This is a genomic window from Bhargavaea cecembensis, assembly GCF_001619585.1.
Taxonomy (GTDB): domain Bacteria; phylum Bacillota; class Bacilli; order Bacillales_A; family Planococcaceae; genus Bhargavaea; species Bhargavaea cecembensis_A.
This window is the reverse complement of the sequence record NZ_LQNT01000001.1, coordinates 622782-648474: the sequence shown is the minus strand read 5'-3', so window position 1 is coordinate 648474 and position 25693 is coordinate 622782. Positions and strand designations below refer to the sequence as shown.

The window sequence follows — 25693 nt, the reverse complement described above, 5'->3', positions numbered from 1 at the left end:
AGGGGTCGCACATGGATGTCGGATATTTGCTGGACCGGGTGGAACCCCGTCTGCAGACGCTCAGGTCGGATCAGGCAGCATTGGCAATGGAAACAGGAGAATTCTGGACGTATGGGGAACTCAATGAGAAAGCCAACCGGTATGCCAATGCGCTTCTGGACAAGGGCGTCCAAAAGGGAGATCGCGTCGGCATTCTGATGTTCAATTCACTTGAGTATTTTGCCGTTTACTTTGCGATTGCCAAAATCGGCGGGATTGCGGTCAGGATCAATTTTAGGCTGGAGACGGAGGAACTGAGGTACATCCTGAATGACTCAGGTTCGAAAGTGCTTTGTTTTGACGCGTCACTGTCAGATCGGCTTGAGCCGATTACTGACCGTACACCTGTAGAATCCTTCATTTGTTATGACAAAGACAGCGGGGAAACGCCGCACTGGGCAGAAGGCTGGGGTGCCCTCGAGAAAGGGGACAAGGAACTGGTCCGCCGGCCGATGATTGAGGAAACGGACCCGGTCATGCTGATGTATACATCCGGCACGACCGGCCGGCCGAAAGGCGCGCTCTGGACGCACCGGAACACGATCTGGTTTGCCGCAATGCAGTCGCTGAAATGGAACTTCAACGGCCGCACCGTGGGCATGACGACAGGGCCTCTTTATCATGTGGGGGCGATGGAAGATGTGGCGCTTGCTGTTCTGCTATCCGGAGGGACAGTCGTCATATCCAGGAGCGGCAACTTCGATATCAGGCGGACGCTCGAGGTGATCGGGGAAAAGCAGGTGTCAGACATTTTTCTGTTCCCGTTCATGATCTATGAAATGCTGAAGCTGAACGATATCGAATCGTATAAATTGGAGTCTCTGAATACGATTTATTCCGGAGGCGATCCCATCATTTCCTGGGCAATTGACCGCCTGTACGAGCTCTTCCCGCACATCGGGCTTGTACAGGTATACGGCCTGACGGAAGGAACGCCGATAGCTGTATCGCTTGATCCGGCAGATGCGAAAACAAAAGGCTACACGGCCGGCAAGCCGATGCCGTTCACTGAAGTGAAAGTGGTCGATGACCGCGGGGAGCGGCTCCCGGCAGGAGAGATCGGCGAAATCTGCACAAAGGGACCGGCAGTCGTCTCGGAATACTGGAACAAGCCGGAGGCGACCTCCAAGACATTCGTGGATGGCTGGTGCCATACAGGGGACCTTGGGGTTCTGGATTCGGAAGGGTTCCTGAAGATATCCGGGCGCAAAAAGGATATGATCCGGAGCGGCGGAGAAAACATTTATCCGGTGGAAGTGGAGGATGTGCTGATCCGGCACGATGCCGTCCAGGATGTCGCCGTCATCGGCATCCCGGATCCGAAATATATTGAGACGGTCTGTGCGGTCATTGTGACCAAGCCCGGACGGTCTGTTACGGAAAAGGAACTCCTGGAGTTCATCGAAGGAAAACTGGCACGGTATAAAAAACCGCGATCATTTGTTTTCTTGGATGAGCTGCCGAGGACCGCATCCGGAAAGGTCCAGAAGTTTCGTCTGCGGGACGAATACAAGCACTTGAGAGAACCGCAAGTGAATTCCTGAAGGGGGAGAAAGGCATGTTTGATAAATATTATGAGGAAATCAATGTCGGTGAAGAATGGGACTCCAAGGGACGCACGATTACCGAAACGGATATTGTGAATTTCGCAGGGGTGAGCGGTGATTTCTATCCGCTCCATATGGACCGGGAATATGCAAAAAATACTCCGTTCGGCAAGCCAATCGCCCACGGCATGCTCGTTTTGTCCGTTGCGACCGGCCTGATGAATCTCACACCCGGCATCATTGCTGCATTCTACGGTATGGATAAAATCCGCTTTGTCCGCCCGACATTCATCGGCGACACGATCAAGGTCAGGATGAAAGCCTCCGACAAGCAGGAACGGAATAACGGTACAGGAGTCATCGCCTGTAAGACGGAAATCATCAACCAGAACGGTGACACGGTGATTGCGGGTACACTCAGGATGCTGGTCAACCGCGTGCCTGTCGGCGCGGAAGTATAAATGTCTCAAGGACCTTCTGTAAAGATGGTCCTTTCTTTGTGTGTTGCCCGAATAGCAAGATCTCTCAAATCTAACATGTTGGTTAAATTCCGGTTTTCTCGGTTTGTTGTTTGGTTTAATGGGAATATTGTATGAAACGGGAGGGGATGTGGTTGGAAACCTTGAAAACCATCGATGAATTTATTGAGGCGGCGATGGGATTCGATGCGGAAGCGCATCCGGGGAACCTGTTCGTGAGCCAGTCGACCGAAAACGGGTTCGAAGCAGAAGAAGTGCTGATGGGTGATGAGGACTCGGTCAGGAAACAGGTCATGCAGGTTTTCGAAGTCCTGCTCGAAACCGAGCGGGGATCGTACTACTTCCATTATCCGTTCAGCGATCCGGCTGAGATTGAAGAGATTGTGGCCAAGCTGGAGCCGGTATATGAACGCTACCCGAAACTTGTCTTGCCCAGTGAAGAGATGGCCGATAAAGTTGCAGTTGCATAGTGCAGATTGACCGGCAGCCGGTGCTGCCGGTTTTGTTATGCCGTTTCCATAGCTAAACAGGATGACGCTCCTGTGGGAAGTTTGTGGGAACTGTCATCTTAATGTGCGAAAATTAGTTGCAACAAATTTCACTTCTGCTGAATGCAGATGTGCAAAGGAGCGCATTGTGCAGGCGTTGCAGAAAAAACGATGCTGATTTGGCCCGTTCAGCGTTTCTATTTAAATGTGAAATAAATAATTTGTGTAAAAGTATTTAAATCTGTCTGAAAATATGTATAATAAGGTCATTATTTCTTTTTCATGAGTATACGATATATCGCGTACCTTGAATATCAAGGAGGAAGATGTTTGATGGGGAACATGCAGATCAGCATCAATGAAAGCCAGGAGCGTAAAACGAAACCATCGACAGACGGCATCGCTTTCGGGCGCAACTTCACAGACCATATGTTCATTGCGGACTATACGGAAGGGATTGGCTGGCACGACCACCGCATTGTCCCATACGAGCCAATTACGCTTGATCCGTCCGCGATCATCTTCCATTATGGACAGACCGTGTTCGAGGGCCTGAAGGCATACCGTGCAAAAGACGGAGCGATCCGCCTTTTCCGTCCGGAAGAGAACTTCCGGCGGATGAATGAGTCATGCGATCGTCTCTGCATGCCTCAGGTTGATGAAGAAGACGCACTCGAAGCATTGAAAACACTCATCAAGGTCGAGCAGGACTGGGTGCCGGAAGCTGAAGGCACATCCCTTTATATCCGGCCTTATATGATTGCGACCGAGCCTCATCTCGGTGTCGCACCTTCGCTCACGTATAAGTTCATCATCATCCTGTCTCCGGTCGGGATGTATTACAAGGAAGGGATCGCTCCCGTCAAGATCCTTGTCGAGAACGAATACGTCCGGGCAGTGGCGGGCGGTACAGGTGCCGCGAAAACCGCAGGCAACTACGCAGCCTCGCTGAAAGCGCAGGCCGTTGCGGAGAAGATGGGCTACTCCCAGGTGCTCTGGCTCGATGGCGTGGAGAAAAAGTATGTCGAGGAAGTCGGCAGCATGAACGTCTTCTTCAAGATCGACGGCGAGGTCATCACTCCGGAACTCAACGGCAGCATCCTCGGCGGGATCACCCGCAAGTCGATCATCGAAATGCTGAAAGCTTGGGGTGTCCCGGTGACCGAGCGCCGCATCTCCATGGAGGAAGTCAAGACTGCCCAGCAGGAAGGCCGTCTTGAGGAAGCATTCGGAACCGGAACGGCGGCTGTCATTTCTCCGATTGGCGAGTTTAGCTGGAAAGGCGAGGCTTTCACGATCAACGGCGGTCAGGCCGGCGAACTGTCAACCAAGCTATATGAAGAATTGACCGGCCTGCAGAGCGGAGTGAAAGAGGATCCGTTCAACTGGGTGACGGAAATCCGGGAAGAAGCGGCTGTACGCAACTGAATATCATCAAAAAGCTCCCGTTAAGCGGGAGCTTTTCTTATGTTTGATGGGGAATACAGACGTCTGAGGCTGGCTTCACCTTCATAGAATGAACGGTTGCTGTCGGCGGCTTACCTATTCGGAAATGTTTCTCTGGTCAGGAGCGGCAAGTAAATTTCGACGTCTTCACCAAAATCTTTTGGAATATAGACCTCAATGATCAATTCATTCCTGTCGATCTGGTATCCGTTGCCGGCTGTCCAATCAAATAAATCGGCATGAAGATTGTTCAAATCTTCGATGTTGCCGCTTGCCGTTGCAAACTCGCCTTCAATTTCCATATACACCATTCCGGCGGGGACATTGTGAACGGGCTTGTCCACCATCAGACCGGCAATAAATTCCCCTTGGATATGGTCATCTGATAGCTTCGGTTGGAATACCGCAATTTCATGTCCGGTTGAAGATCCTAGCTCAGCCGATCGCACCAGGACTTCCCGTGCGACATCCGGCACAATAGTTCCGAACTCCGCAAAAGCTCCTTTTCCTTTTAAACCCACGAAACGAAACTGTCTATTCACTGTCCTGTCTGTCATTTGCCGCCTCCTTAGTCGATTGCCTATTATAAGTTCTGCATAGCTGAATCAATTCCTATCAAATTCTCAATGAAAATCGTTTTTGTCGTCCTGAAAAAGGGCATAATGGTATTAGAGATCAGACGGAGGGGTCACGATGAAAACCTTAGATAATAAGATGCTTGTAAAAGAAGATTTCAGTAACCGGGATGACCTGCCCGGATGGCTTATAAAGGAATACGAAACCTTTCGTCAGACCGTGACAAACAAAACATTCCCCTGTTATTTCGGAATGGCCGCGGAGCTCGGCGGGGAGCTCCGCTATGCCTACATTGAACGCGATGATTGGTCCAATCTGCCACAGGCGCTGACGGAATTCCTGGAGCTTTTCAAGAATCCGAAGCATAAGCGGTATGGTTTCTTTGTGTTCGTTGAACCGTTTGAAGAAGAGGGTTCTCTGGAAGACTACAGGAAAGAATTCTGGGATATCCTCCAATACCTGCACGAACAGGATCCGGTTGAGTGGCCCGAGGATGCCCCGAAAGACCCGGACCATTACCTCTGGGATTTCCGATTCGGAGGAGAGCCGATTTTCGTTTTCGGTAATGCGCCGGCCTATAAGCAGCGCAAAACCCGCGACCTCGGCAATGCGATGGTACTCGGTTTCCAGCCGCGCAAGATCTTCAAAGGGCTCGAGGGGACAGAACCTGGCGGCATCAATTCGCGCGAGAAAGTTCGGGAGCGCGTAGAGAAATGGGATAACCTCCCGAAACACCCGGACATCAGCCATTTCGGCGACCCGACGCACAATGAATGGAAGCAGTTCTTCATCGGTGATGACGCTGTGCCGATTGAGGGCAAGTGTCCGTTCAGACATAAGGATATGAAATGACAAAACGCCGGCAGTGCGCCGGCGTTTTGTCATTTTAAACTGGGAAAGACGATCATGATTTAGTTAGGTGAAAGTCCACGAATCAGGAAGCGGATGGTTTCTTCAATCTCTTTTTCATCTTCCCAATCCGCTTCGGGAAAAATGGTATACCGGGCAAGGAAATAACTTCCGATTGACGAGAGTGTCAGCCGAAGAACGGTTTTGGGCTCCATGTCGATAATCTGGCCTTTATTCTGATAGTGGGAGATGATTTGAATCATCCGTTCAAAGATGTTTTTTCCCACATGTTCTACAAATTGATCTTTCAGTTCGGGATGAAAGGGAATTTCTTGGAGTAGGATACGAATCAGTTTCAAGTTGTTTCGTATGAAATCCTTCCGGTTCTCGATCATTGCCCTCAGGAAGTCTTCGAATTGATCGAAGTCACGGTCCAGCACCTTATTCAGATCATTAATGATGAATGGGGCCATGAACCTAATCATAACTGGTTTGACGATGGTCATGAGCAGATCTTTCTTTGTCCGGTAATGGCGGAAAATGGTTCCCTCCGCAACACCGGCGCGGGTTGCGATCTCTTTGGTGGACGTTCCGGCATACCCCTGATCAGCGAAGCATTCGATGGCTGATTGCAATATTTTTTTCTGACGTTCCGTCAGACTTCCGTCTGCGCCGAACAGATTGTCAATTTCCGGGTCGTTGAGTTTCATTATATGTTCACCTGCTTTTCAGATCTTGCGGTATTTTCGAAGTAGAAGGATGTTCAGGCTGACGAAGAGCAGGGAAAAACAGGCTAATAGGACAAGATTCCATCCGATCGCTCCGACTCCTTCGCCTCTCACCATAATAGCGCGAAGTGCGTCCGCCGCATAGTAAAGCGGTGTCAGCCTTCCGATCCAGGAAAGCCAATCCGCTATGGTATCCAGATTAAACAGGCCGGAAAAGAAAATCTGCGGCACGATGACGAGTGGAATGAATTGGATCATCTGAAGTTCATTGTTGGCAAACGTCGAGAGCAGGATTCCGAGTGACAGGGCGGTAAACGAAAGCAGGACAATAACGAGCAGAACCAGGAGGAAGTTGCCTTCCATCACCATTCCGAGAACGTAAATGGTGTAGACCGCAATGAGCGAGGCTTGGATGATCGTGAATAGGCCAAACCCCAACATGTACCCTGTGACAATTTCCCACTTGCGGAGCGGACTCACGAGCAGACGATCCAGTGTCCCGGTTGTCCGCTCACGCAGGAACGATACGCCAGCGATGAGAAATACGAAGAAGAAGACGAAAAAACCGAGCAGAACCGGTCCGAAATAGTCAAAGACCCCCATGTCGGAAGAGCCGTGAAGATAATGGACCTCTGTTTTCGGGCCTGACTGTCCCGATTCCGGAAATGCTCCCCGGAGCCAAGTCATCACTTCGCCGTTTACAGTTGGGTCGCTTCCCTCGAGGACGAGTTGCGGAAGGCTTCCGTCGATGGTGAGATAGGCATCAAGGGACCCCTCTTCAAGATCCTTTCGTGCATCGGAAACGGCCTCATACTCACGGATTTGCGCTCCTTCCCGGTCGATTTGTTCCGTTAAGGGCACAGGGAGACCGGCAAAGCCGATATTCGGAACGTAGTCCTCTCCTTCAAAAACGAGGTATAGGAGAGTCATTACAAGAATAGGGGCCATGATCAGAAGCCCCATCGTCCTTTTGTCCCGGACAATTTGCCGAAGGATGCGCCGGGTCAATGCCATGATCCGCATCTTATGCACCTCCAAAAGTGAGGAAAACATCCTCGATCGAATGGGTTTTTGTTCGGGATTTAAGATCATCAGGTGTGCCGACGGCGATCAGGCCGCCATTTTGAATCAGTCCAAGCCGGTCGCATTTGGCCGCTTCGTCCATAACATGGGTGGTAACAAGTATCGTGACACCACTTTCCTGAAGTTGACTGAAGACCTCCCATATACTTTTGCGTAGCACCGGGTCGATACCCACCGTTGGCTCATCCAGAATAAGCAGGCGGGGTTCATGAAGAAGGGCGATGGCCAAAGACAGCCTGCGTTTCATTCCGCCTGAGAAGTTTTTGACAGGTTTATTGAGGTCTCCCGAAAGACGGACGATTTTCATGACTTCCTGGATCCGAGCCGTCTGCTGTTTTTTGCCCAATCCGTATAGTGAGGCAAAGAATTCGAGGTTTTCCTTGGCGGTAAGATCTTCATAGAGCGCATCAGATTGGGCCATATAGCCGATTTCGGAAAGCAGGGAAAGGTCCGGCACTTTCTTGCCGGAAATGATGACTTCTCCGGCATCCGGTGTCTCGAGTCCGGTAATATGCCGGACCAATGTCGTTTTGCCTGAGCCCGACGGACCGAGAAGGCCGAACACTTCGCCGCGGTTCAGAGAAAGATCGATATCGCAAAGCACCGCATGCTGCTTATACGATTTAGCAAGATTTTCGACGAAGACACAGACGCTGTTACTGCTCAAAGTAACCCCTCCTGTAAAAGTGAGTACTTACTCATTTTATGATAGACAACTATAAGAAATATGTAAAGTGAGTACTTACTCATTTTTTTATGTCGAACCCGGTTTTCTGCGGATGAAGAGACAAGCCTTGCAAATCACTGGGGCAGCGAAAAAACGCCTCCCGGCATCGGGAGGCGTCTGCTGTTCATTTATGCCAGGGAAGCATGTTTAGGCATATTTCGCTATCAAATTTGTTGCTTGGGTATAATGAATCATGGAAGACATCTTAGAGGAGGCAATCACATGGAACAGACATTTCCGGTTCTGGAAGGCAAGGTAGCAATCATCACCGGCGCGGCGATGGGAATGGGTGAAGCGACAGCAAGGCTGTTCGCAGAAGCAAAGGCCAAAGTGGTCATCGCCGATTTCAACGAAGAAAAGGGACAGGCCGTCGCTGAATCCATCAAACAGGATGGAGGCGAGGCGGAATTTGTCAAAGTGGATGTCTCCAACTCGGATCAGGTCCAAAAGATGGTCCAGTTCGCCGTGGACACATATGGGAAACTGGATGTCGCCGTCAACAACGCCGCGCTCACGCCTGATGATAAGCCCGTTGCAGAGTTTGATGAGGCATATTGGGACAGGCTGATGTCCGTCGACCTGAAAGGAGTCGCAATTTGCATGAAGCACGAGCTTCAGCAGATGCTCAAGCAGGGCAACGGCGGATCCATTATCAACATTTCCTCAGTCAGCGGGTTCCGCCCGCAGCCGAACACCATGGCTTATGTCGCAGCCAAGCACGGCGTAGTCGGATTGACTAAAGTAGCAGCTGTTGAAAACGGACCGCACAATATCCGCATCAACTCGGTAGCACCGGGTGCAATCGACACGCCGATGCTGCGCGGGGCACTTGAGCAATTTAACCTCAATGAAGAAGAGTACGCACCGCAGCTAAGCCTGCTGAACCGCTTCGGCCAGCCGAGGGAAATTGCGCAGGCAACACTCTGGCTCGCGTCTGATGCATCATCTTACGTAACAGGTACGACCATTCACGCGGATGCCGGCTACACGTCCCGCTGATATCCGGAAACCGCCTTCCTTTTTGGGGAGGCGGTTTATTGATTCCAAAAAGAAACGCCTCCCGGCACCGGGAGGCATTCGCTGTTCACTTATGATTCGAAAGCAACCAGATCGTCGCGGACGACTTTCTTGTATCCGACGATTTCCTGAATCTCATCGCCGTCGATTGTTTCCTTTGTCAAGAGTACATCTACGAGGCGGGCGTATTCGGACGGATGGCTCTTAATGAGCAGTTCTGCCATTTCAAGAGCTTCGTTGAACAGTTCCTGCATGCGAACTTCTTTTTCATTGTTGTTGAAGGTAAGCCTGAACCCGTCCTGCAGAAGTCCGGTGTCGACCATTTCCTCAAGCAGATGTTTGGCCTGCTGCACGTCCCCGCCGACACCCAGGCTGTGTTCACCAAGGTGGATCCGCTCGGCAACACCGCCTGCAAGAATCATGGCGACGCGGTCAAGTTGTTCGCTCACTGTAGACAGGTGCAGTTCCTTCTGGAGCGGGGCGACATAGCCGAGCGCCATGCCGCGCGGGATGATGGTCGCCTTCCGTACTGAACCCGGATTCGTCAGTGCCTGGACAAGCGCGTGACCCGCCTCATGGATCGCTACGCGGCGTTTGGTGTCCGGGTCGTTCAGTGAGCGGGCAGTGCTGCCGAGGATAGTGCGGTCGATTGCGAAGTCAAGGTCCGACTTGGCGATCTCGGTCCGGCCGTCACGGAGTGCCCGGCGGCTGGCCATTTCAAACAGTGAGCTCAGCTCGGCGCCGGAAAAGCCGGATGTGCTTTCTGCAAGAGCATCAAAAGACGCGGCGACTTCCGGTGCGAACACTTTGCCTTTTGTATGGATATCGATGATCTCACGGCGTCCATGGGTATCCGGAAGAGGTACCTGGAACTCGAAATCGATCCGTCCCGGACGGACGAAAGCGTCATCCAGCATGTCTTTCCGGTTCGTTGCGGCAATGAAGAGGATCCCATCGTTATCGTTTCCGCCGTCCAGCTGAACGAGAAGTTCTGTAAGAGTCTTTTCAGATTCCTCGCCGCCGTGCTGCTTCCGCTTTCCTGCAAGCGCGTCGACTTCATCGATAAAGATGACAGCCGGCCGCTGCTTGCGGGCATTTTGGAAAAGTGTCCGTACGCGGGATGCACCGACGCCGACGAACATCTCGGTGAATGCCGCACCGCTTGACGAGAAGAACGTTGCGCCAATTTCACGGGCAATGGCCTGTGCCAGAAGTGTCTTACCTGTGCCCGGAGGTCCGTAGAGCAGGATACCCCGGGGAGGCGTCAGGCCGACTTCCTCCGCGGCCTTCGGGTCCTTCAGGACGGCAAGCGCCTGGCCGATTTCGTCTTTCATCTCATCCGGGATGCCACCGATGTCGTCAAGGGTGACATCCGGAAGCGGAGCGGCTTTGGCCGTGCTTTGCTTCATAGAAGAAGCTGTGCCCAGCTTGCCCTTCCGGTAGAGGATAAAGAACGTCACTGCGATTGCACCGAAGATTCCGGCAAGGAGGAGCCGGTCGCCGGTGCTCTGTTTCGAGTACTCATAGTTGACCGCATGGTTCACGACGAGCTGTTCAACGCTCTGGCTGTTGGGCGGCACGTTGGTTTGGTAAGTTCCGTCCGGTGTCTTGAGGGTCAGCGTTCCGGAAGCCGATTCGGTGAGCGTCATCGTCGGGCCGGAGGCAGACTGGATCAGTTCCTGGATCTTGGCAAACGGAACCTCTGCAGGCCGGGTGCTGTCATACCAGAACCACCCTGCGCCACCGACTGCCGCGACGAGAAGAAATACGACAAGAAACAACTTTGAAGACAGTTTGGAAATCGGCTTCAAGACGTCAACTCCTAAGTCAGAATAAGCCCATTATAGCGGAATTTCGTTAAACTTTGTAGGAAAATATGTTGAGTTATATCTTACAATTTATTGTCGGTAGTTAAAGATTGGTAAATAAAGAAGAATGAACATTCATTCATTTCTTCTTGACAGGCTCTGAGTCGGGGTTGAGAATAAGAATGGAAGAGTCTTTATTTTCAAACGATTGTAAAGGGGTGGGGGATATGTTGAAGCTGCCGGTCATCGTGGCACCGATGTTTCTGGTGTCCAATCCGGAGATGGTCATCGAATCGGGGAAGGCGGGCGTCATCGGGACGTTTCCGCTTCTGAACGCACGGCCAGTGTCGGCGTGCGCGGAGTGGCTGCAGCAGGTGAAAGACGGACTGGGCGACATGCCCTGGGGGGTCAACTTCATCTGCCATAAAAAAGCGAATCAGCGTTACAATGAAGACCTGGAACTGATCAGGAAATACGAGCCGCCGATCGTCATCACCTCTCTCGGCCATCCCGGGGAGGTCGTGGAAGTCGTCCATGCATATGGGGGCAAGGTTTATTCGGATGTCGCAAACGTCAAACACGCGAAAAAAGCGGCACAGACAGGCGTCGACGGACTGATTCTCGTCTGCGCTGGCGCCGGGGGACATGGGGGCCTCTTAAATCCGTTTGCCTTCATTTCGGCGGTAAAGACATTTTACGAAGGGGCGATCATCCTCTCCGGCGCAATGTCCAGCGGTGCGGACGTAGCGGCAGCCCGTGCGATGGGTGCGGATTACGCCTATCTCGGCACCCGTTTTCTTGCCGCTGAAGAAAGCGGTGCGTTCGAGGACTACAAGCAGATGGTCATCGACTCGACGGTGGAGGACATCATCTACACCGATGCCATCAGCGGAGTGCCTGCGAATTTCCTGACTCCGTCGCTTGTCAGGCAGGGGCTGGATCCTGAGAACCTGAAAGGGACAACGGGCAAACTGGATTTCTCCGGTGAAGATGAAATCAAGGCCTGGCGGGATGCCTGGTCAGCCGGACAGGGCGTCACCAACGTCACCGGGCGCGAAACTGTCGCCCAAATTGTGGAGAAGCTTTCCGAGGAATACGAGGCAACCATCTCCCGGCTATCGGAAGACCGGAGCGGAATTGTTCATTAAAATAGGTGAGGCACCGGCTGATGCCGGTGCTTTTTTGTGCTAAGTAAGGAATGTTGGCTGCCGTCGCGAAACGGTGTGTTGCCGTCGCGAAAATGCTGGTCGCAATCGCGAACTTACGAGTTGCCGACGCGAATTGCCGATTTGCCGTCGCGAAATCCGAGCATGCGGACGCGAATTCAGCCATTGCCGACGCGAATCCAATTTCTTCGCTACAAATCACTCACATCCAAATAGGAGAATGGGAACCTGCCGGCTGATGCGTTATAATGAGAGTCACATTGAAGGATCGGGGGATCGTCATGGACCGCATCATGCTGATCGGATCAGGCGGGGCAGGGAAGTCGACGCTCGCCCGCCAACTGGGGGAACGGCTGGGCAGCGAAGTCCATCATCTGGATGCGCTTCTGTGGAAGCCCGGATGGACGCTCACGACACGGGATGAACAAAAAGAAATCCAGAGGGGTCTCTTTGACGGGAAACGCTGGATTGTCGACGGCAACTACGGAGCCACGATGGATCTCCGACTGCAGGCGGCCGATACGGTCATTTTCATGGATATGCCGAGACGTGTGTGTTTGTATGGAATTCTTAAACGACGAATCCGGTATCACGGAAAAACGAGGCCGGACATGCAGAAAAACTGCCCGGAACGCCTTGATTTTGAATTCGTCAAATGGGTCTGGAATTATCGGAAAAACAAACGGCCGGGAGTGCTCAGGAAACTGGAGAGCCTCGGCCCTGACAAACGAGTCATAATATTGAAAAGCAGAAAGGACGTCCGCAGATTCCTGAAAGGAATCGGGCGGCGTCCTTCATGATTGGAGTGTCAACCATGCTCGAGCAGGCGCAAGAACAACTGAGAACGTATTTTGGCTATCCGTCTTTCCGGCCGGGGCAGGAGCGGGTGATCGGACAGGTGCTGACCGCCGAGGACACCCTATGTGTGATGCCGACCGGCGGAGGGAAGTCGGTGTGCTACCAGATTCCTGCGCTCGTCAGGGAGGGTACGACGCTTGTGATCTCCCCGCTCATCTCTCTTATGAAGGATCAGGTCGATGCCCTGAACGAGATCGGCATCCCTGCGGCCTACATCAACAGTACATTGTCGCCGGATGAATTCCGGTATACGATGGAGCGGGCAAGGGCCGGTGCCTATAAACTTCTTTATGTTGCACCGGAACGATTTGAGTCAAACTACTTTCTCCAGGATCTGGTCCGGATGGATATTCCGATGTTGGCGGTGGACGAGGCCCACTGTATCTCCCAGTGGGGCCATGACTTCCGTCCGAGCTACCGGCTGATCGGAAGTGTCGTTGAGGCGCTTCCCGAGCGCCCGGTGATTCTCGCACTGACCGCCACGGCAACTCCCGAGGTGCGGGCGGACATATGCCGGCAGCTCCAAATCCCGGAGGGCAATACGGTCCTGACAGGTTTTGAACGGGAGAACCTTTCCTTCTCCGTCGTCCGCGGACAGGACCGCGGTAAATTCGTAAAGGATTTTCTGAAGAAAAACCGGGAAGAAGCGGGAATCATCTATGCCGCTACACGGAAGACAGTCGATTCGCTGTATGAAAACATGAAAAAAGCAGGACTCCCTGTAGCCCGCTATCACGCCGGGCTGTCCGAGGAAGAGCGCGGGGATGCACAGGAAGCGTTCCTGAACGATGAAGCGCGGATCATGGTCGCGACGAATGCATTCGGCATGGGCATCGACAAGTCGAATATCCGCTACTGCATCCACTACCAGGTCCCGAAAAATATGGAAAGCTATTATCAGGAAGCCGGCCGTGCCGGCCGTGACGGACTGCCGAGTGAGTGTATTCTGCTGTATTCCCCGCAGGACGTCCAGACGCAACGCTTTCTGATTGACCAGACGGACGACCGGAACGGCATCCCGCGCGAACTTGAAAAGCTTCAGGCGATGGTGGACTACTGCCACACCGAGGACTGCCTCCAGCAGTACATCGTCCGTCACTTCGGCGACTCGGATACAGTCGCCTGCGGACGCTGCGGCAACTGTACCGACGACAGGGAAAGCATTGATGTAACGGAAGACGCCCAGAAAGTGCTTTCCTGCATCATTCGGATGGGACAGCGCTGGGGCAAGGCAATCACCGCCAAAGTTCTCTGCGGCTCCGCCGACAAGATGGTGAAGGAACGCGGATTCGAGGAATTGTCTACTTATGGCATCCTGAAGGGCGACTACAGCATGAAGGAAGCGACCAACCTGATCGACTTCATGATCTCCCGTGATTTGATCGGAGTGAGCCAGGGAGAGTTTCCGACAATCTTCGTTACAGAAAAGGGCAAAGAAGTACTGACGGGCGGCGAGCGTGTCACCCGCAAGCAGGCAGTCGTGACTGTCGCGATCGCCGATGCCGATCCGCTTTTCGAAAAACTGCGTGATTTGCGGAAGTCACTTGCCGATGAAGCGGGGGTTCCGCCGTATGTCATCTTCTCGGACAAGTCGCTGAAGGATATGTGCGCGCGGAAGCCAATGGACGAGGAAAGTTTTCTTGAAGTTCATGGTGTCGGAGAAAACAAGCTGGCTAAGTACGGGGGTCCATTTTTGGAAGCAATCCGGGAGTTTCAGAGTACGGAAGTTCAATAAACCGTTGTTCAGCGTCACTGGGTAAATAATAATCCGGTGGCGCTTTCTTTCTCATGGAGAGCATATAATTTTTATGTAAACCTATTTGCATAAAGAAAACCCGTACAGAAGAAAAAACTGTACGGGTTTTCTTTGTTTAAAAGATATGCTGGAAAAACGATCGGATAACATCAGCGCCTCCAATGAAGGTGCCTAGGGAGCTGCCTATGTTGCCGAGGACGACGACAAGCAGCACACGTGTCGCTTTGTTCTGCCAGAAGCCTTTCACACTGAGGACATCATCCGTGAGTCTCTGGAAGTCCTTGACGCTCGGGCGGGTGAAGTAGGCCTGTACGAGTCCCGAAAACCAGCCGACGGCCAGCAGCGGATTCAGCGAGGTGAACGGAGCCGCGATAAAGGCGGTAAGAACGGCAAGCGGGTGGCCCTTTGCAAGGATCGTTCCGAGGGCTGCCAGTGAACCGTTCCACAGCAGCCAACTGAGCATCTGGCTCGTGGCGACATCGCTGTTCTGCATGAATGTGTAGGCGATAATCCCGATGATCAGGAGGGGAATCGTCCAACCGACGACTTTGGGCCAAACCGGTTTCGGCGGTCTTTCAGTCAGTTTCTTCAGGTCATGCTTCCGGTGTATTTCCTTTGTTATACCGGGAACATGGGCTGCCCCGAGAACTGCGACAATCTTTTTGCCCGGAGCAGTGCGGATCTTTTCGGCCAGATACTGGTCACGCTCGTCAATGAGCGGAGTTTTCAGCCGCGGGAATGCTTCCGTAAACTCAGCCAGCACAGCGTTCAGCGTATCCTGGGATTTCATCTTTTCCATTTCTTCTTCTGTGATGTCTTCCCGGCTGAAGATGCTGGCTACCACAGAGGTGAGCAGCTGAGCCTTCCCGCCGGGTCCAAGGTTGCCCCAGATGCGTGAGAACGTGGTCTGGATATTCCGGTCGGCGAGGACAAGTTTTGCTCCTGTCTCTTTTGCCGATTCAATGCCCTGGATCATCTCTGCTCCCGGCTTGACATCGAATTGTTTGGCCATCCTGTTCTGGAAGGAAGAGATGGCAAGGTTCATCAGAAGAAGGGAGGCTTTCTTTTCTTTGATGACCTTGAAGATATCCATGTCTTCCCAACGATTTCCGTTCGTGATGGCGTCAAAACGCTGTTTGTCCAGCTCGACTGCGACTGTATCGGGCTGCTCGCGGTCGATGACGTCCTTTACCTGCTGTGCGCTCAGTTTCGAAACATGGGCGGTGCCGATCAGAATGATTTCTTTATTATCCAGTTGGATTCGGGTGACATTTTCTTCCTCGATGGCAGATGCAGCCTCGGGCAGGATGTTTTGATTATCTTCCATATGATGTTCCTTCGTTTCTGTAGTAGTCATACCGTTAATGATGACTGAAGAACGGTTAAAGTTCAATATTCTGGGCAAAAGAATTGAAGAGAACAAAGAAAGAGCGTATACTTATCTCGAATTCAAGATATAAAACTTTGGAGGCGACATTATGCAAAGCTTGAAAGGGATGCACCACGTCACCGCCATTACGAGTTCGGCAGAGAAGAACTATGAGTTCTTTACTTATGTACTCGGGATGCGGCTTGTGAAAAAAACCGTCAATCAGGACGACATCAGCACCTACCACCTGTTTTTCGCAGATGACAAGGGCAGTGCGGGAACCGACATGACGTTCTTTGACTTCCAGGGGATTCCGAAAGGGACTCATGGTACCGATGAGATCCACCGAACCTCATTCCGTGTACCGGATGACGCAGCACTCGACTACTGGGTCAAACGCTTCGACCGGCTGGAAATCAAGCATGAAGGCATCAGGCAACAATTTGACCGCAAAGTTCTTCCGTTCACCGATTTTGACGGCCAGCTGTATCAGCTGATCTCTGATGAAGGCGACAGCGGCGTCGCGGCAGGCATTCCATGGCAGAAAGGGCCGATTCCTCTTGAATATGCCATCACGGGGCTTGGTCCGATCATCATCCGCGTCAGCAACATCGACTACATGAAGCAGGTCATGGAAAAAGCGCTCGGCTTCCGCGAGATCAATAAGGAAGGTTCCGTCTACCTGTTCGAAGTCGGCGAAGGCGGCAACGGCGCCCGTGTCATCATCGAGCACAATTCCGTGCTTCCGCGTGGCATGCAGGGCTTCGGAACGATTCACCACAGTGCATTCCGGGTGGAAGACCGTTCTGTGCTTGAAGATTGGATCGGTCACATGGAGGGCATGGGCTTCAGCACATCAGGCTATGTTGACCGCTTCTACTTTGAGTCCCTTTATGCGCGTGTCGCACCGGGCATCCTGTTTGAGTTCGCGACAGACGGCCCGGGCTTCATGGATGACGAACCATATGAGACACTCGGTGAAAAGCTTGCCCTTCCCCCGTTCCTCGAACCGAAGCGGGAACAGATCGAGTCCTATGTCCGGCACATTGATACGATGCGCAGCGACAAGGATTTAGAAAAAGAATATGAGTAAGGAATGAAACCGGGCCGGCGCCCGGTTTTTTTATTGAATTGAAATTCGCGTCGGCAGAGCAAGGATTCGCGTCGGCAATCCGCGTTTTCACGCCGGCAACCGAGGAATTTGCGCCGGCAACCCACGGATACGCGACCGCAATGAGTTTCGCGCCGACAACCCGAGTTTTCGCGCCGGCAACCGAGGATTTCGCGTCGGCAACCCATGGATTCGCGCCCGCAATGAGTTTCGCGCCGACAACCCGAGTTTTCACGCCGGCAACCGAGGATTTCGCGCCGGCAACCGAGGTTTTAACGTCTGCAACCCGGCAATTCGCGACGGCATCAGATTACACGCCGGGTTACACGCCGGGAACTTCAGTAATGTGCGCCTCCTTCATTAACGGCCCGTCCGTCGCATACGCTGTAAGAAACGAAGCACTGACTGGAGGCGAATCAGTTGGACATCCTGGATAAGGCAAAACGACATCGTGAAGAAGAGGACCGTCTAAAGTGGGAAGGGACATTCGCGGATTATCTGGAGATTTTAAAGGAACGGCCGGAAGTGGCGCAGAATGCACACTCGCGTGTTTACAATATGATCAAGAGCCACGGCATTACGGAAGTTGACGGGATTCGCAGATACGGCTTTTTCGGTGAGCAGATTTTCGGTCTCGAGGAAGCGGTGGAGCGGCTTGTCGAAGAGTATTTCCATCCTGCGGCAAAGCGGCTGGATGTGCGCAAGCGGATTCTGCTCCTGATGGGACCTGTCAGCGGCGGGAAATCGACGATCGTCACGCTGTTGAAACGGGGGCTTGAGGCCTATTCCCGGACGGATGAGGGGGCGGTTTACGCCATTAAGGGCTGCCCGATGCACGAGGACCCGCTGCATTTGATACCGCTCCATCTTCGCGAGGAATTCCGTCGGGCATACGGAATCCGGATCGAAGGGGCACTATCTCCTTTAAATTCAATGCGGCTTGATCGGGAGTTTGGCGGCCGGATCGAAGACATGCCGATCGAACGTATCTTCCTGTCTGAAGATAAGCGTGTCGGTATCGGTACGTTCACGCCGTCCGATCCGAAATCCCAGGACATTGCAGACCTGACCGGCAGCATCGACTTTTCGACCATTGCGGAGTTCGGGTCGGAATCGGATCCGCGCGCTTACCGGTTCGACGGGGAATTGAACAAGGCGAACCGCGGGCTGATGGAGTTCCAGGAGATGCTGAAGCTGGATGAAAAATTCCTCTGGCATCTGTTGTCGCTCACCCAGGAAGGGAACTTCAAGGCAGGGCGGTTTGCGCTCATCAGTGCTGATGAGCTGATTGTCGCCCATACGAACGAGACCGAGTATCGTTCGTTTATCGCAGACAAGAAAAACGAAGCGCTGCATTCCCGGATCATTGTCATGCCGGTGCCGTACAACCTGAAGGTTTCTGAGGAAGAGCGAATTTACCGGAAAATGATTTCGGACAGCGACATGGCCCATGTGCATATTGCACCCCATGCGCTCCGGGTTGCCGCCATCTTCTCCGTGCTGACCCGCTTGAAACCATCCAGGAAACAGGGTGCGGACATCGTTAAGAAGATGCGGCTCTATGACGGCGAGAACGTCGAAGGCTTCAGTGCGGTTGATGTCAATGAACTGAAGAAGGAGTTCTCGGATGAAGGGATGAGCGGGATCGATCCGCGGTATGTCATCAACCGCATTTCGTCCGCCATCATCCGGAAAGATGTCCCGGCCATCAATGCGCTTGACGTGCTGCGTTCGCTCAAGGACGGGCTGGCCGATCATGCATCGATCAGTGACGATGACCGGACCCGGTACATGGAATACATCGGTATCGCACGCCGGGAATACGATGATATCGCGAAAAAGGAAGTCCAGAAGGCGTTTGTCTACTCCTATGAGGAGTCGGCGAAAACCCTGATGGACAATTACCTGGATCACGTAGAGGCGTTCTGCAATAAAAACAAGCTGCGCGACCCGCTCACCGGCGAGGAGCTTCCGCCGGATGAAAAGCTGATGCGCTCGATTGAGGAGCAGATCGGCATTTCGGAAAACGCGAAAAAAGCCTTCCGCGAAGAGATTCTGATCCGAATTTCCGCCTATGCAAGAAAAGGCAAGCGGTTCGACTACAACTCCCACGATCGTCTGCGTGAGGCCATCCAGAAAAAGCTGTTCGCCGACCTGAAGGACGTTGTAAAGATCACCACTTCGTCGGCCACGCCTGATGAAGCGCAACTTAAGAAAATCAACGAAGTCGTCGCGAGGCTTGTGGATGAGCATGGTTATAACTCCACCTCAGCAAACGAGCTCCTCCGGTATGTCGGGAGCCTGCTGAACAGGTAAGTGATGGGAAATTGAGGGAAAGGCAGTAAGTCTGTATAGCAGGGGATCGCCGGGCCAGGGATAGTGGACGGCGCCCCTGCTATTTGTTCGTTCAAGCCACATATTCTGTCTGACCCGGCCGCTGCCCAAAATTGTTTTATATTCTTTCATAATTCAGAACATTGTCAAGCGTTCGCACCGTACTGCATAAGATAATGGAAACTCTAAAAGAGAAGAGGCGGGTGGAGCATGAACAAATATGGCCGGTTTGTCGTGTCGCAGGATGATTGGAGCCTCCACCGGAAGGGCCACGAGGACCAGAAGCGTCACATGGACAAGGTGAAAAAGGCAATCCGGGATAATCTGCCAGATCTGATCAGTGAAGAGAATATCGTGATGTCGGACGGGCGCAAGGTTGTGAAGATCCCGATCCGCTCGCTCGATGAATATAAAATCCGCTACAACCATTCGAAGTCGGAACATGTCGGCCAGGGAAAAGGAGACAGCCAGGTCGGCGATGTCATAGCGAAAGACGGCAGCGGACGCCCGGGACAGGGCAAGGGCAAGGAAGCGGGGGACGCACCGGGGGAAGATGTCTACGAAGCGGAAGTGTCTGTAGCCGAGCTGGAGGAAGCCCTGTTCTCAGAGATGGAGCTTCCGAACATGGAGCAAAAGGAACAGGCGGACATCGTCACTGATAAAATCACATTTAATGACATCCGGAAAAAAGGCCTCATCGGAAACATCGATAAAAAACGAACAATCGTCTCCGCATTAAAGCGGAATGCAATGGAAGGACGCAGCGGGATCATGCCGATCCTTGACGACGACCTCCGATTCAAGACTTGGGAAGACGAAAAACGTCCGGAGTCCAGGGCTGTTGTGATTGCAATGATGGATACCAGTGCCTCCATGGGCGCATTCGAGAAGTACATGGCAAGAAGTTTCTTTTTCTGGCTTACCCGTTTTCTGCGTACCCGGTACAGTTCCGTCGATATCGAATTCATCTCCCACCAGACCGATGCCAAGGTGGTGACAGAAGAGGAATTCTTCACCAAGGCCGAAAGCGGTGGTACACGATGCTCGTCCGCCTACCGGCTGGCAATGGAACTGATCGGTGAAAAGTACAGTCCGGCACGCTACAACATTTATCCGTTCCATTTCTCAGATGGGGAGAACATGACATCCGACAACAAGGAAGTGCTCCGGCTGACAGATGAGCTGCTGGGCGTCTCCCGCATGTTCGGATACGGGGAAGTGAATGAACATAGCCGCTATTCAACGATGCTGACGGCGCTCCGGACAGTGGACGATCCGAAGTTCAGGCACTATGTCCTGAAGGAAAAAGCGGACGTGTACCATGCGCTGAAAAGCTTCTTCCGGAAAGGGGAGGCGATCGGATCATGACCGATGCAAAGGCACTCGAGCGAGCAATCGCGGAAATCACCGAGGTGGCGGAAGGATTCGGGCTCGACTTTTATCCGATGCGCTATGAAATCTGCCCGGCCGATATCATTTATACATTTGGCGCATACGGAATGCCGACCCGGTTCAGCCACTGGAGCTTCGGCAAGCAGTTCCACAAGATGAAGCTGCAGTATGACCTCGGACTCAGCAAAATCTATGAACTCGTCATCAATTCGGATCCGTGCTACGCGTTCCTTCTCGACTCCAACTCGCTGGTCCAGAATAAGCTGATTGTGGCACACGTTCTGGCACACAGTGATTTCTTCAAAAACAATGTACGGTTCGCCAATACGCGGGGCGATATGGTGGAAAGCATGTCAGCGACAGCAGACCGGATCGCTGATTACGAAATCACCTACGGCAAGGACCGGGTGGAGCGGTTCCTCGATGCGGTGCTGGCCGTCCAGGAGCATGTCGATCCTTCACTGATCATTGTGGATTCCGATGGAGAAGCGGGGGAAAGTCCGCAACTCAGGACGACGCCATATGATGATCTCTGGGCACTTGACCGGGTTCCGGGCAAGGATGCCCGCCAGCAGACGCCTGCGAGAAAGAAAGTCCCGGAAAACCCGGAAAAAGACATCCTCCATTTTATCCAGGAACACGGACGTGAACTGGAAGGCTGGCAGCGCGATATCCTCACGATGATGAGGGAAGAAATGCTCTACTTCTGGCCTCAGCTTGAAACGAAAATCATGAATGAAGGCTGGGCGACATTTTGGCACCAGCGCATCATGAGGGAACTTGACCTGACCCCCGCCGAGACGATCGAATTCTCCAAATTGAATGCAGGGGTCATCCAGCCGTCCGCCACATCGATCAACCCGTATACGCTGGGGCTGCGGATTTTTGAAGACATCGAACGCAGATACGATCACCCCGATGATCGCATGAAGCAGAGGGGCGTCGAGCCGGGCAGCGGCAGGGAAAAAATGTTTGAAGTCCGTGAGATCGAGTCGGACACCTCGTTTATCCGCAACTACCTGACAAAGGAACTGGCGGAGCAGGAAGATATTTATCTGTTCGGCAAACGCGGCCAGGAATATCGGATTACGGAGAAGGATTTTGAGAAAGTGAGTGATCGGCTCATTTCCTCCAGGGTCAACGGAGGCTTCCCTTATATCGTCGTGGAAGATGGGGATTACCTGAGAAATGGCGAGTTGTACCTGGCCCACCGATACGAGGGAACCGAACTGGACCTGCCTTATCTTGAGCACGTGCTGCCACATCTGCATGTACTGTGGGGGCGTACCGTCCATCTTGAAACGATTGTGGAAGGAAGAAAAATCTGTTTCTCCTGTGATGGCAAGAAAGTGACCCGGCGGGCCTTATAAAAACATGAAAAATGATCCTCCTTTCTGTTATTGGAAGGAGGATTGTTTACATAATGGGATTATTTATTCGACAAGCAGTTTCTTGGCATGGCGGTGGGGCAGGGCGGTATGATGAAAAAGAGAGAAGGAGTGATCCGATGAATCTGATACGAGAAAACGCGAAGAAATTCGAAGGGATTCCCCTTTCAGTCCTCGACCTGGTTCAGGTCCGGGAAGAAGATACACCGGCTGATGCGATTGAAAACAGCGCAAAGCTGATCCGGCGTGCGGACGAGCTGGGCTATAACCGTTACTGGCTCGCCGAGCACCATAACTTCGAGGGCATCGCAAGCTCCGCAACAGCGGTCCTGATCGGCCGTCTTGCTTCGGAGTCGAAAGAAATCCGGGTCGGCTCCGGCGGGGTCATGCTGCCGAACCACGCGCCTCTGATTATTGCCGAGCAGTTCGGCACGCTTGATGCCATGTATCCGGACCGCATCGACCTCGGACTCGGCCGCGCGCCCGGGACCGATCAGCAGACGATGTGGGCGCTCAGAAGGAATTTAAAAGGCGGAGCGGACGAGTTCCCGAGGGATGTGGCGGAACTGGAAGCTTATTTCGAGGGCGGCGAGGACATGCCTGTACGCGCATTCCCGGGAGACGGACAGGATATCCCGATCTGGCTGCTCGGTTCCAGCGGTTTCAGTGCACAGCTGGCCGCAAGAAAAGGCCTTCCTTTCTCGTTCGCAAGCCACTTTGCACCGGGGTACATGGCTGCTGCGCTTGAGCTTTACCGGAACGGTTTCGAGCCTTCGGAGAAGATGAAAAAACCGCATGCCATGCCGGGCGTCAACGTTCTGATCGCCGATACGCAGGAAGAGGCGGAATACCTGATAACGACACATATGCAGCAGTTCCTCTCCATCATCCGGAACAACCGCGGCAAGATGCAGCCGCCGGTCGAGGACATCGAAGCACTGTGGACACCTTATGAACGTCAGTACGTCATGCAGACGCTTGATCCGCGGACCACGCTGTTCGGCACAAAGGACAAGGTCCGGGAAGGTCTGCTCAGAATGATTGAGGAGACGCAGGCGGACGAACTTATGGTGAATACCGTCGCCTACGACACCGACAAGCGGATCCGGTCCTACGAACTTCTCGCCGAAATGATGGATTGAAGAAAAGCCCCTCTGCTTGAGCAGAGGGGCTTTGTTTGGACTTATTTGGCTGCCACATCACCGACAGGAGCCGGATCGTTCTCTTTGATGTCTTTTTTCGACCAGATCGTGGCAATGATCGGCCCGGAAATATTGTGCCAGATGGCGCCCCACACACTCGGCAGTGCGGCAAGCGGGCTAAAGTGAGCGGTTGCCAGCGCGACACCAAGACCGGAGTTCTGCATGCCGACTTCAAGCGAGATCGCACGGCGGTCGTTTTCTTTCAGGCCGAATGCCCTGGCAAGCAGGTATCCAAACAAAAGACCGGCACTATTATGAAGGAATACCGCGATAAAGACAATGAATCCGGCGGACGCCACATTGCCTGCATTAGCCGCCGTAACAGCCGCGACAATGATCAGGATGGCGATGACCGAGATCAGCGGGACGACTGCAATGCTTTTTTGGACGAGTCCGGGAAGGAAACGCTGTACGATAAACCCGAGAGCAATCGGGATGATAATTACCTGGACAATGGAAAGGAACATTGATTTGGCGTCAACAGGAAGCCATTGGCCTGCCAGTAGAAGCAGGATTGCCGGTGTAGCAATCGGGGCAAGAAGTGTTGAAATCGACGTCATCGCGACTGACAGAGCAACGTTTCCCCTAGCCAGGTAGACCATCACGTTTGAAGCCGTTCCGCCCGGCACACAGCCAAGGAGGACGAGGCCTGCAGCCAATTCGGCAGGCAGCTGCAGGAGCGTGGCAATGACAAATGCTGTAAGCGGCATAACCGTGTACTGGAGCAGCACACCGGTGATCACGGGGATCGGATTCGTGAAGACCAGTTTAAAGTCAACAGGTTTTAATGTCAGGCCCATGCCGAACATGACGATTCCCAGCAGGATGGTGATATAAGCGCCGAAGGGAAGGAACGGATCAGGAACCAGGAAAGCGATGATGGCCGCTGCGATGACAAAGATGGCGAAGTTCCGGCCCGCAAATGAGCTGATGGTTTCAAGGACTTTCACTTACACATCCTCCTTGGGCGGGCTGAACAGTTTGCCCGGATTCATCAGGTTCTGCGGATCGAGCGCCCGCTTGATGGTTTCCATGACTGCCAATGAAGCGCCATGCTCACGCGCCTGGTATTTCAGTTTGCCCACACCGACGCCGTGTTCACCGGTGCAAGTACCGTTCCGGTCCAAAGCGTAACTGACAATGACTTCATTCAATTGCTCAGATTTCTTCACTTCCTCGGGATCGTTCATATCGATCATGAGGATAATATGGAAGTTGCCGTCACCCACATGGCCGGTGATCCCGCCGATGAGTCCCATTTTGTCCACGGTTTCACGCGCATGGTGAACCGCTCCGGCAAGTTCGGAAATCGGCACGCAGACATCGGTGACCATCATCTTGCGTCCAGGATGGCTGTGGATATAGGAATAGGCAAGGTGATGCCGGGCTTCCCAGAGCCGGTTCATGCCTTCCTGGTCCATCTCGAACTCCAGGTTGTCGCAGCCGAGATCCGAGACAATTTCCTCCGTAAACTCGATATCCTGACGGAGACCGGCCTCGTTGCCGCTGAACTCGAGAAACAGGGTCGGCTTAACCGGATAATCGGTCCCGGCGTGGCGGTTAACCTGTTGCATCGATGGCTCATCAACAAGTTCCACACGCGAAATCGGCACGCCGGCCTGCTGGATCGACACAACTGCAGTGACTGCTGCATCAATTGTCGGGAAGGAGGCTCTTGCCGCTGCGATCTGCTCGGGAATGCCATATATACGCAGGGTCAGCTCAGTGAAGCAGCCGAGCGTCCCTTCCGATCCGACAAACAGGCCGTTCAGGTGCAGGCCCGAGGCAGATTTGGCAGCAAGGCTTCCGGTATGGATGACGGTCCCGTCTGCCAGGACGACTTCGAGGTCACGCACCTGGTCGCGCATGACGCCGTATTTCACGGTAGTCGTGCCGCTGGCGTTTGTTGCTGCCATGCCGCCGATTGTGGCATCTGCACCCGGGTCAACGGAGAAGAAGAGCCCCCGTTTTTTCAGTTCTTTGTTTAGCTGGGTTCTTGTGACTCCCGGTTGTACCCTTACAAGAAAGTCGTCTTCCCGGATTTCAAGAATCTTGTTCATCAAGGAAAAATCTATGGTAATACCGCCTTGGTAAGGGATGACATGCCCTTCCAGGCTCGAGCCGAGACCGAACGGGACGATCGGTATCCGGTGTTTGGCGGCCGTTTTGACGACTGCACTCACTTCATCCGTCGTTTCCGGGAAGACGACAATGTCCGCCGGTCGGACGGTATGGTAGGATTCATCCCTTCCATGAAGGTCACGGACGGTGTCGTTTGCCGTCGCGCGTTCGTTTCCCAGCAACTCCCTGAGTTCGCCCAATATTAGATC

General features: G+C 53.1%; 22 protein-coding genes. 14 read left to right on the top strand and 8 right to left on the bottom strand.

Annotated features, from left to right (window positions below):
• Window positions 1–11: 11 nt before the first annotated feature.
• The 4 genes from AV656_RS03240 (at window position 12) to AV656_RS03225 (ending at window position 3981) form a co-directional block, all read left to right on the top strand.
• Window positions 12–1583: a class I adenylate-forming enzyme family protein gene (locus tag AV656_RS03240; protein ID WP_063178744.1), complete on the top strand. Its 1572-nt coding sequence runs from the start codon at window positions 12–14 to the stop codon at window positions 1581–1583.
• Window positions 1584–1597: 14 nt separating this feature from the next.
• The gene (locus AV656_RS03235; RefSeq protein WP_063178742.1) at window positions 1598–2047 is read left to right on the top strand and encodes a MaoC/PaaZ C-terminal domain-containing protein; all 450 of its coding nucleotides are present in this window, start codon (window positions 1598–1600) and stop codon (window positions 2045–2047) included.
• 152 nt (window positions 2048–2199) lie between these two features.
• Window positions 2200–2535 (top strand): hypothetical protein, encoded by a 336-nt coding sequence (locus AV656_RS03230; RefSeq protein ID WP_063178740.1) that lies wholly within the window; start codon window positions 2200–2202, stop codon window positions 2533–2535.
• A gap of 351 nt (window positions 2536–2886) precedes the next feature.
• The gene (locus AV656_RS03225; RefSeq protein ID WP_063178738.1) at window positions 2887–3981 is read left to right on the top strand and encodes a branched-chain amino acid aminotransferase; all 1095 of its coding nucleotides are present in this window, start codon (window positions 2887–2889) and stop codon (window positions 3979–3981) included.
• A 110-nt stretch (window positions 3982–4091) separates the two neighbouring features.
• On the opposite strand, the gene AV656_RS03220 is transcribed toward AV656_RS03225, so the two are convergent.
• On the bottom strand, window positions 4092–4556 hold the full coding sequence (locus AV656_RS03220; RefSeq protein WP_063178736.1) for a GyrI-like domain-containing protein: 465 nt from the start codon (window positions 4554–4556) through the stop codon (window positions 4092–4094).
• A gap of 136 nt (window positions 4557–4692) precedes the next feature.
• Here AV656_RS03220 and AV656_RS03215 point away from each other — a divergent pair, with 136 nt between their 5' ends.
• Window positions 4693–5427 (top strand): YqcI/YcgG family protein, encoded by a 735-nt coding sequence (locus tag AV656_RS03215; RefSeq protein WP_063178734.1) that lies wholly within the window; start codon window positions 4693–4695, stop codon window positions 5425–5427.
• Window positions 5428–5486: 59 nt separating this feature from the next.
• Here the strand turns inward: AV656_RS03215 and AV656_RS03210 are convergent, their stop codons facing one another.
• The 3 genes from AV656_RS03210 to AV656_RS03200 are packed head-to-tail and all read right to left on the bottom strand — an operon-like array spanning window position 5487 to window position 7902.
• Window positions 5487–6134, bottom strand: coding sequence for a TetR/AcrR family transcriptional regulator (locus AV656_RS03210; protein WP_063178732.1), 648 nt, complete (start codon window positions 6132–6134; stop codon window positions 5487–5489).
• 18 nt (window positions 6135–6152) lie between these two features.
• Entirely contained in the window at window positions 6153–7175 is a 1023-nt protein-coding gene (locus AV656_RS03205) for an ABC transporter permease (protein ID WP_063178729.1), read from the bottom strand.
• Between the two features lies 1 nt (window position 7176).
• On the bottom strand, window positions 7177–7902 hold the full coding sequence (locus AV656_RS03200; RefSeq protein ID WP_063178727.1) for an ABC transporter ATP-binding protein: 726 nt from the start codon (window positions 7900–7902) through the stop codon (window positions 7177–7179).
• Between the two features lie 282 nt (window positions 7903–8184).
• On the opposite strand from AV656_RS03200, the gene AV656_RS03195 reads away from it, so the two are divergent.
• Window positions 8185–8961, top strand: coding sequence for an SDR family NAD(P)-dependent oxidoreductase (locus AV656_RS03195; protein WP_063178725.1), 777 nt, complete (start codon window positions 8185–8187; stop codon window positions 8959–8961).
• An 89-nt stretch (window positions 8962–9050) separates the two neighbouring features.
• On the opposite strand, the gene AV656_RS03190 is transcribed toward AV656_RS03195, so the two are convergent.
• Window positions 9051–10790, bottom strand: coding sequence for an AAA family ATPase (locus tag AV656_RS03190; RefSeq protein WP_063178723.1), 1740 nt, complete (start codon window positions 10788–10790; stop codon window positions 9051–9053).
• A gap of 224 nt (window positions 10791–11014) precedes the next feature.
• On the opposite strand from AV656_RS03190, the gene AV656_RS03185 reads away from it, so the two are divergent.
• The 3 genes from AV656_RS03185 to recQ all read left to right on the top strand — a co-directional run bounded on the left by AV656_RS03185 (window position 11015) and on the right by recQ (window position 14546).
• Window positions 11015–11935: an NAD(P)H-dependent flavin oxidoreductase gene (locus tag AV656_RS03185; RefSeq protein WP_063178721.1), complete on the top strand. Its 921-nt coding sequence runs from the start codon at window positions 11015–11017 to the stop codon at window positions 11933–11935.
• A 299-nt stretch (window positions 11936–12234) separates the two neighbouring features.
• Window positions 12235–12753 (top strand): DNA topology modulation protein, encoded by a 519-nt coding sequence (locus AV656_RS03180; RefSeq protein WP_063178719.1) that lies wholly within the window; start codon window positions 12235–12237, stop codon window positions 12751–12753.
• A gap of 14 nt (window positions 12754–12767) precedes the next feature.
• Entirely contained in the window at window positions 12768–14546 is a 1779-nt protein-coding gene (gene recQ, locus AV656_RS03175; protein ID WP_063178717.1) for a DNA helicase RecQ, read from the top strand.
• A 136-nt stretch (window positions 14547–14682) separates the two neighbouring features.
• Here recQ and AV656_RS03170 read toward each other — a convergent pair whose 3' ends face one another.
• Window positions 14683–15894: a TraB/GumN family protein gene (locus AV656_RS03170; protein ID WP_082818582.1), complete on the bottom strand. Its 1212-nt coding sequence runs from the start codon at window positions 15892–15894 to the stop codon at window positions 14683–14685.
• 151 nt (window positions 15895–16045) lie between these two features.
• Between AV656_RS03170 and AV656_RS03165 the strand changes: the two genes are divergently transcribed.
• The 5 genes from AV656_RS03165 (at window position 16046) to AV656_RS03145 (ending at window position 23303) form a co-directional block, all read left to right on the top strand.
• On the top strand, window positions 16046–17029 hold the full coding sequence (locus AV656_RS03165) for a ring-cleaving dioxygenase (protein ID WP_063178715.1): 984 nt from the start codon (window positions 16046–16048) through the stop codon (window positions 17027–17029).
• A 438-nt stretch (window positions 17030–17467) separates the two neighbouring features.
• Window positions 17468–19363, top strand: coding sequence for a PrkA family serine protein kinase (locus tag AV656_RS03160; protein WP_063178713.1), 1896 nt, complete (start codon window positions 17468–17470; stop codon window positions 19361–19363).
• Between the two features lie 228 nt (window positions 19364–19591).
• On the top strand, window positions 19592–20749 hold the full coding sequence (gene yhbH / locus AV656_RS03155) for a sporulation protein YhbH (RefSeq protein ID WP_063178710.1): 1158 nt from the start codon (window positions 19592–19594) through the stop codon (window positions 20747–20749).
• Window positions 20746–22143 carry a SpoVR family protein gene (locus AV656_RS03150; RefSeq protein WP_063178708.1) on the top strand — a complete coding sequence of 466 codons (1398 nt, stop codon included), beginning with the start codon at window positions 20746–20748 and terminating at the stop codon, window positions 22141–22143. Before yhbH ends, AV656_RS03150 begins: the two co-directional genes overlap by 4 nt.
• Before the next feature lie 137 nt (window positions 22144–22280).
• Window positions 22281–23303, top strand: coding sequence for an LLM class flavin-dependent oxidoreductase (locus AV656_RS03145; RefSeq protein ID WP_063178706.1), 1023 nt, complete (start codon window positions 22281–22283; stop codon window positions 23301–23303).
• A gap of 41 nt (window positions 23304–23344) precedes the next feature.
• Here AV656_RS03145 and AV656_RS03140 read toward each other — a convergent pair whose 3' ends face one another.
• On the bottom strand, window positions 23345–24313 hold the full coding sequence (locus tag AV656_RS03140; protein ID WP_063178704.1) for a bile acid:sodium symporter family protein: 969 nt from the start codon (window positions 24311–24313) through the stop codon (window positions 23345–23347).
• Window positions 24314–25687 (bottom strand): FAD-binding oxidoreductase, encoded by a 1374-nt coding sequence (locus tag AV656_RS03135; protein ID WP_419865546.1) that lies wholly within the window; start codon window positions 25685–25687, stop codon window positions 24314–24316.
• Between the last annotated feature and the right edge of the window lie 6 nt (window positions 25688–25693).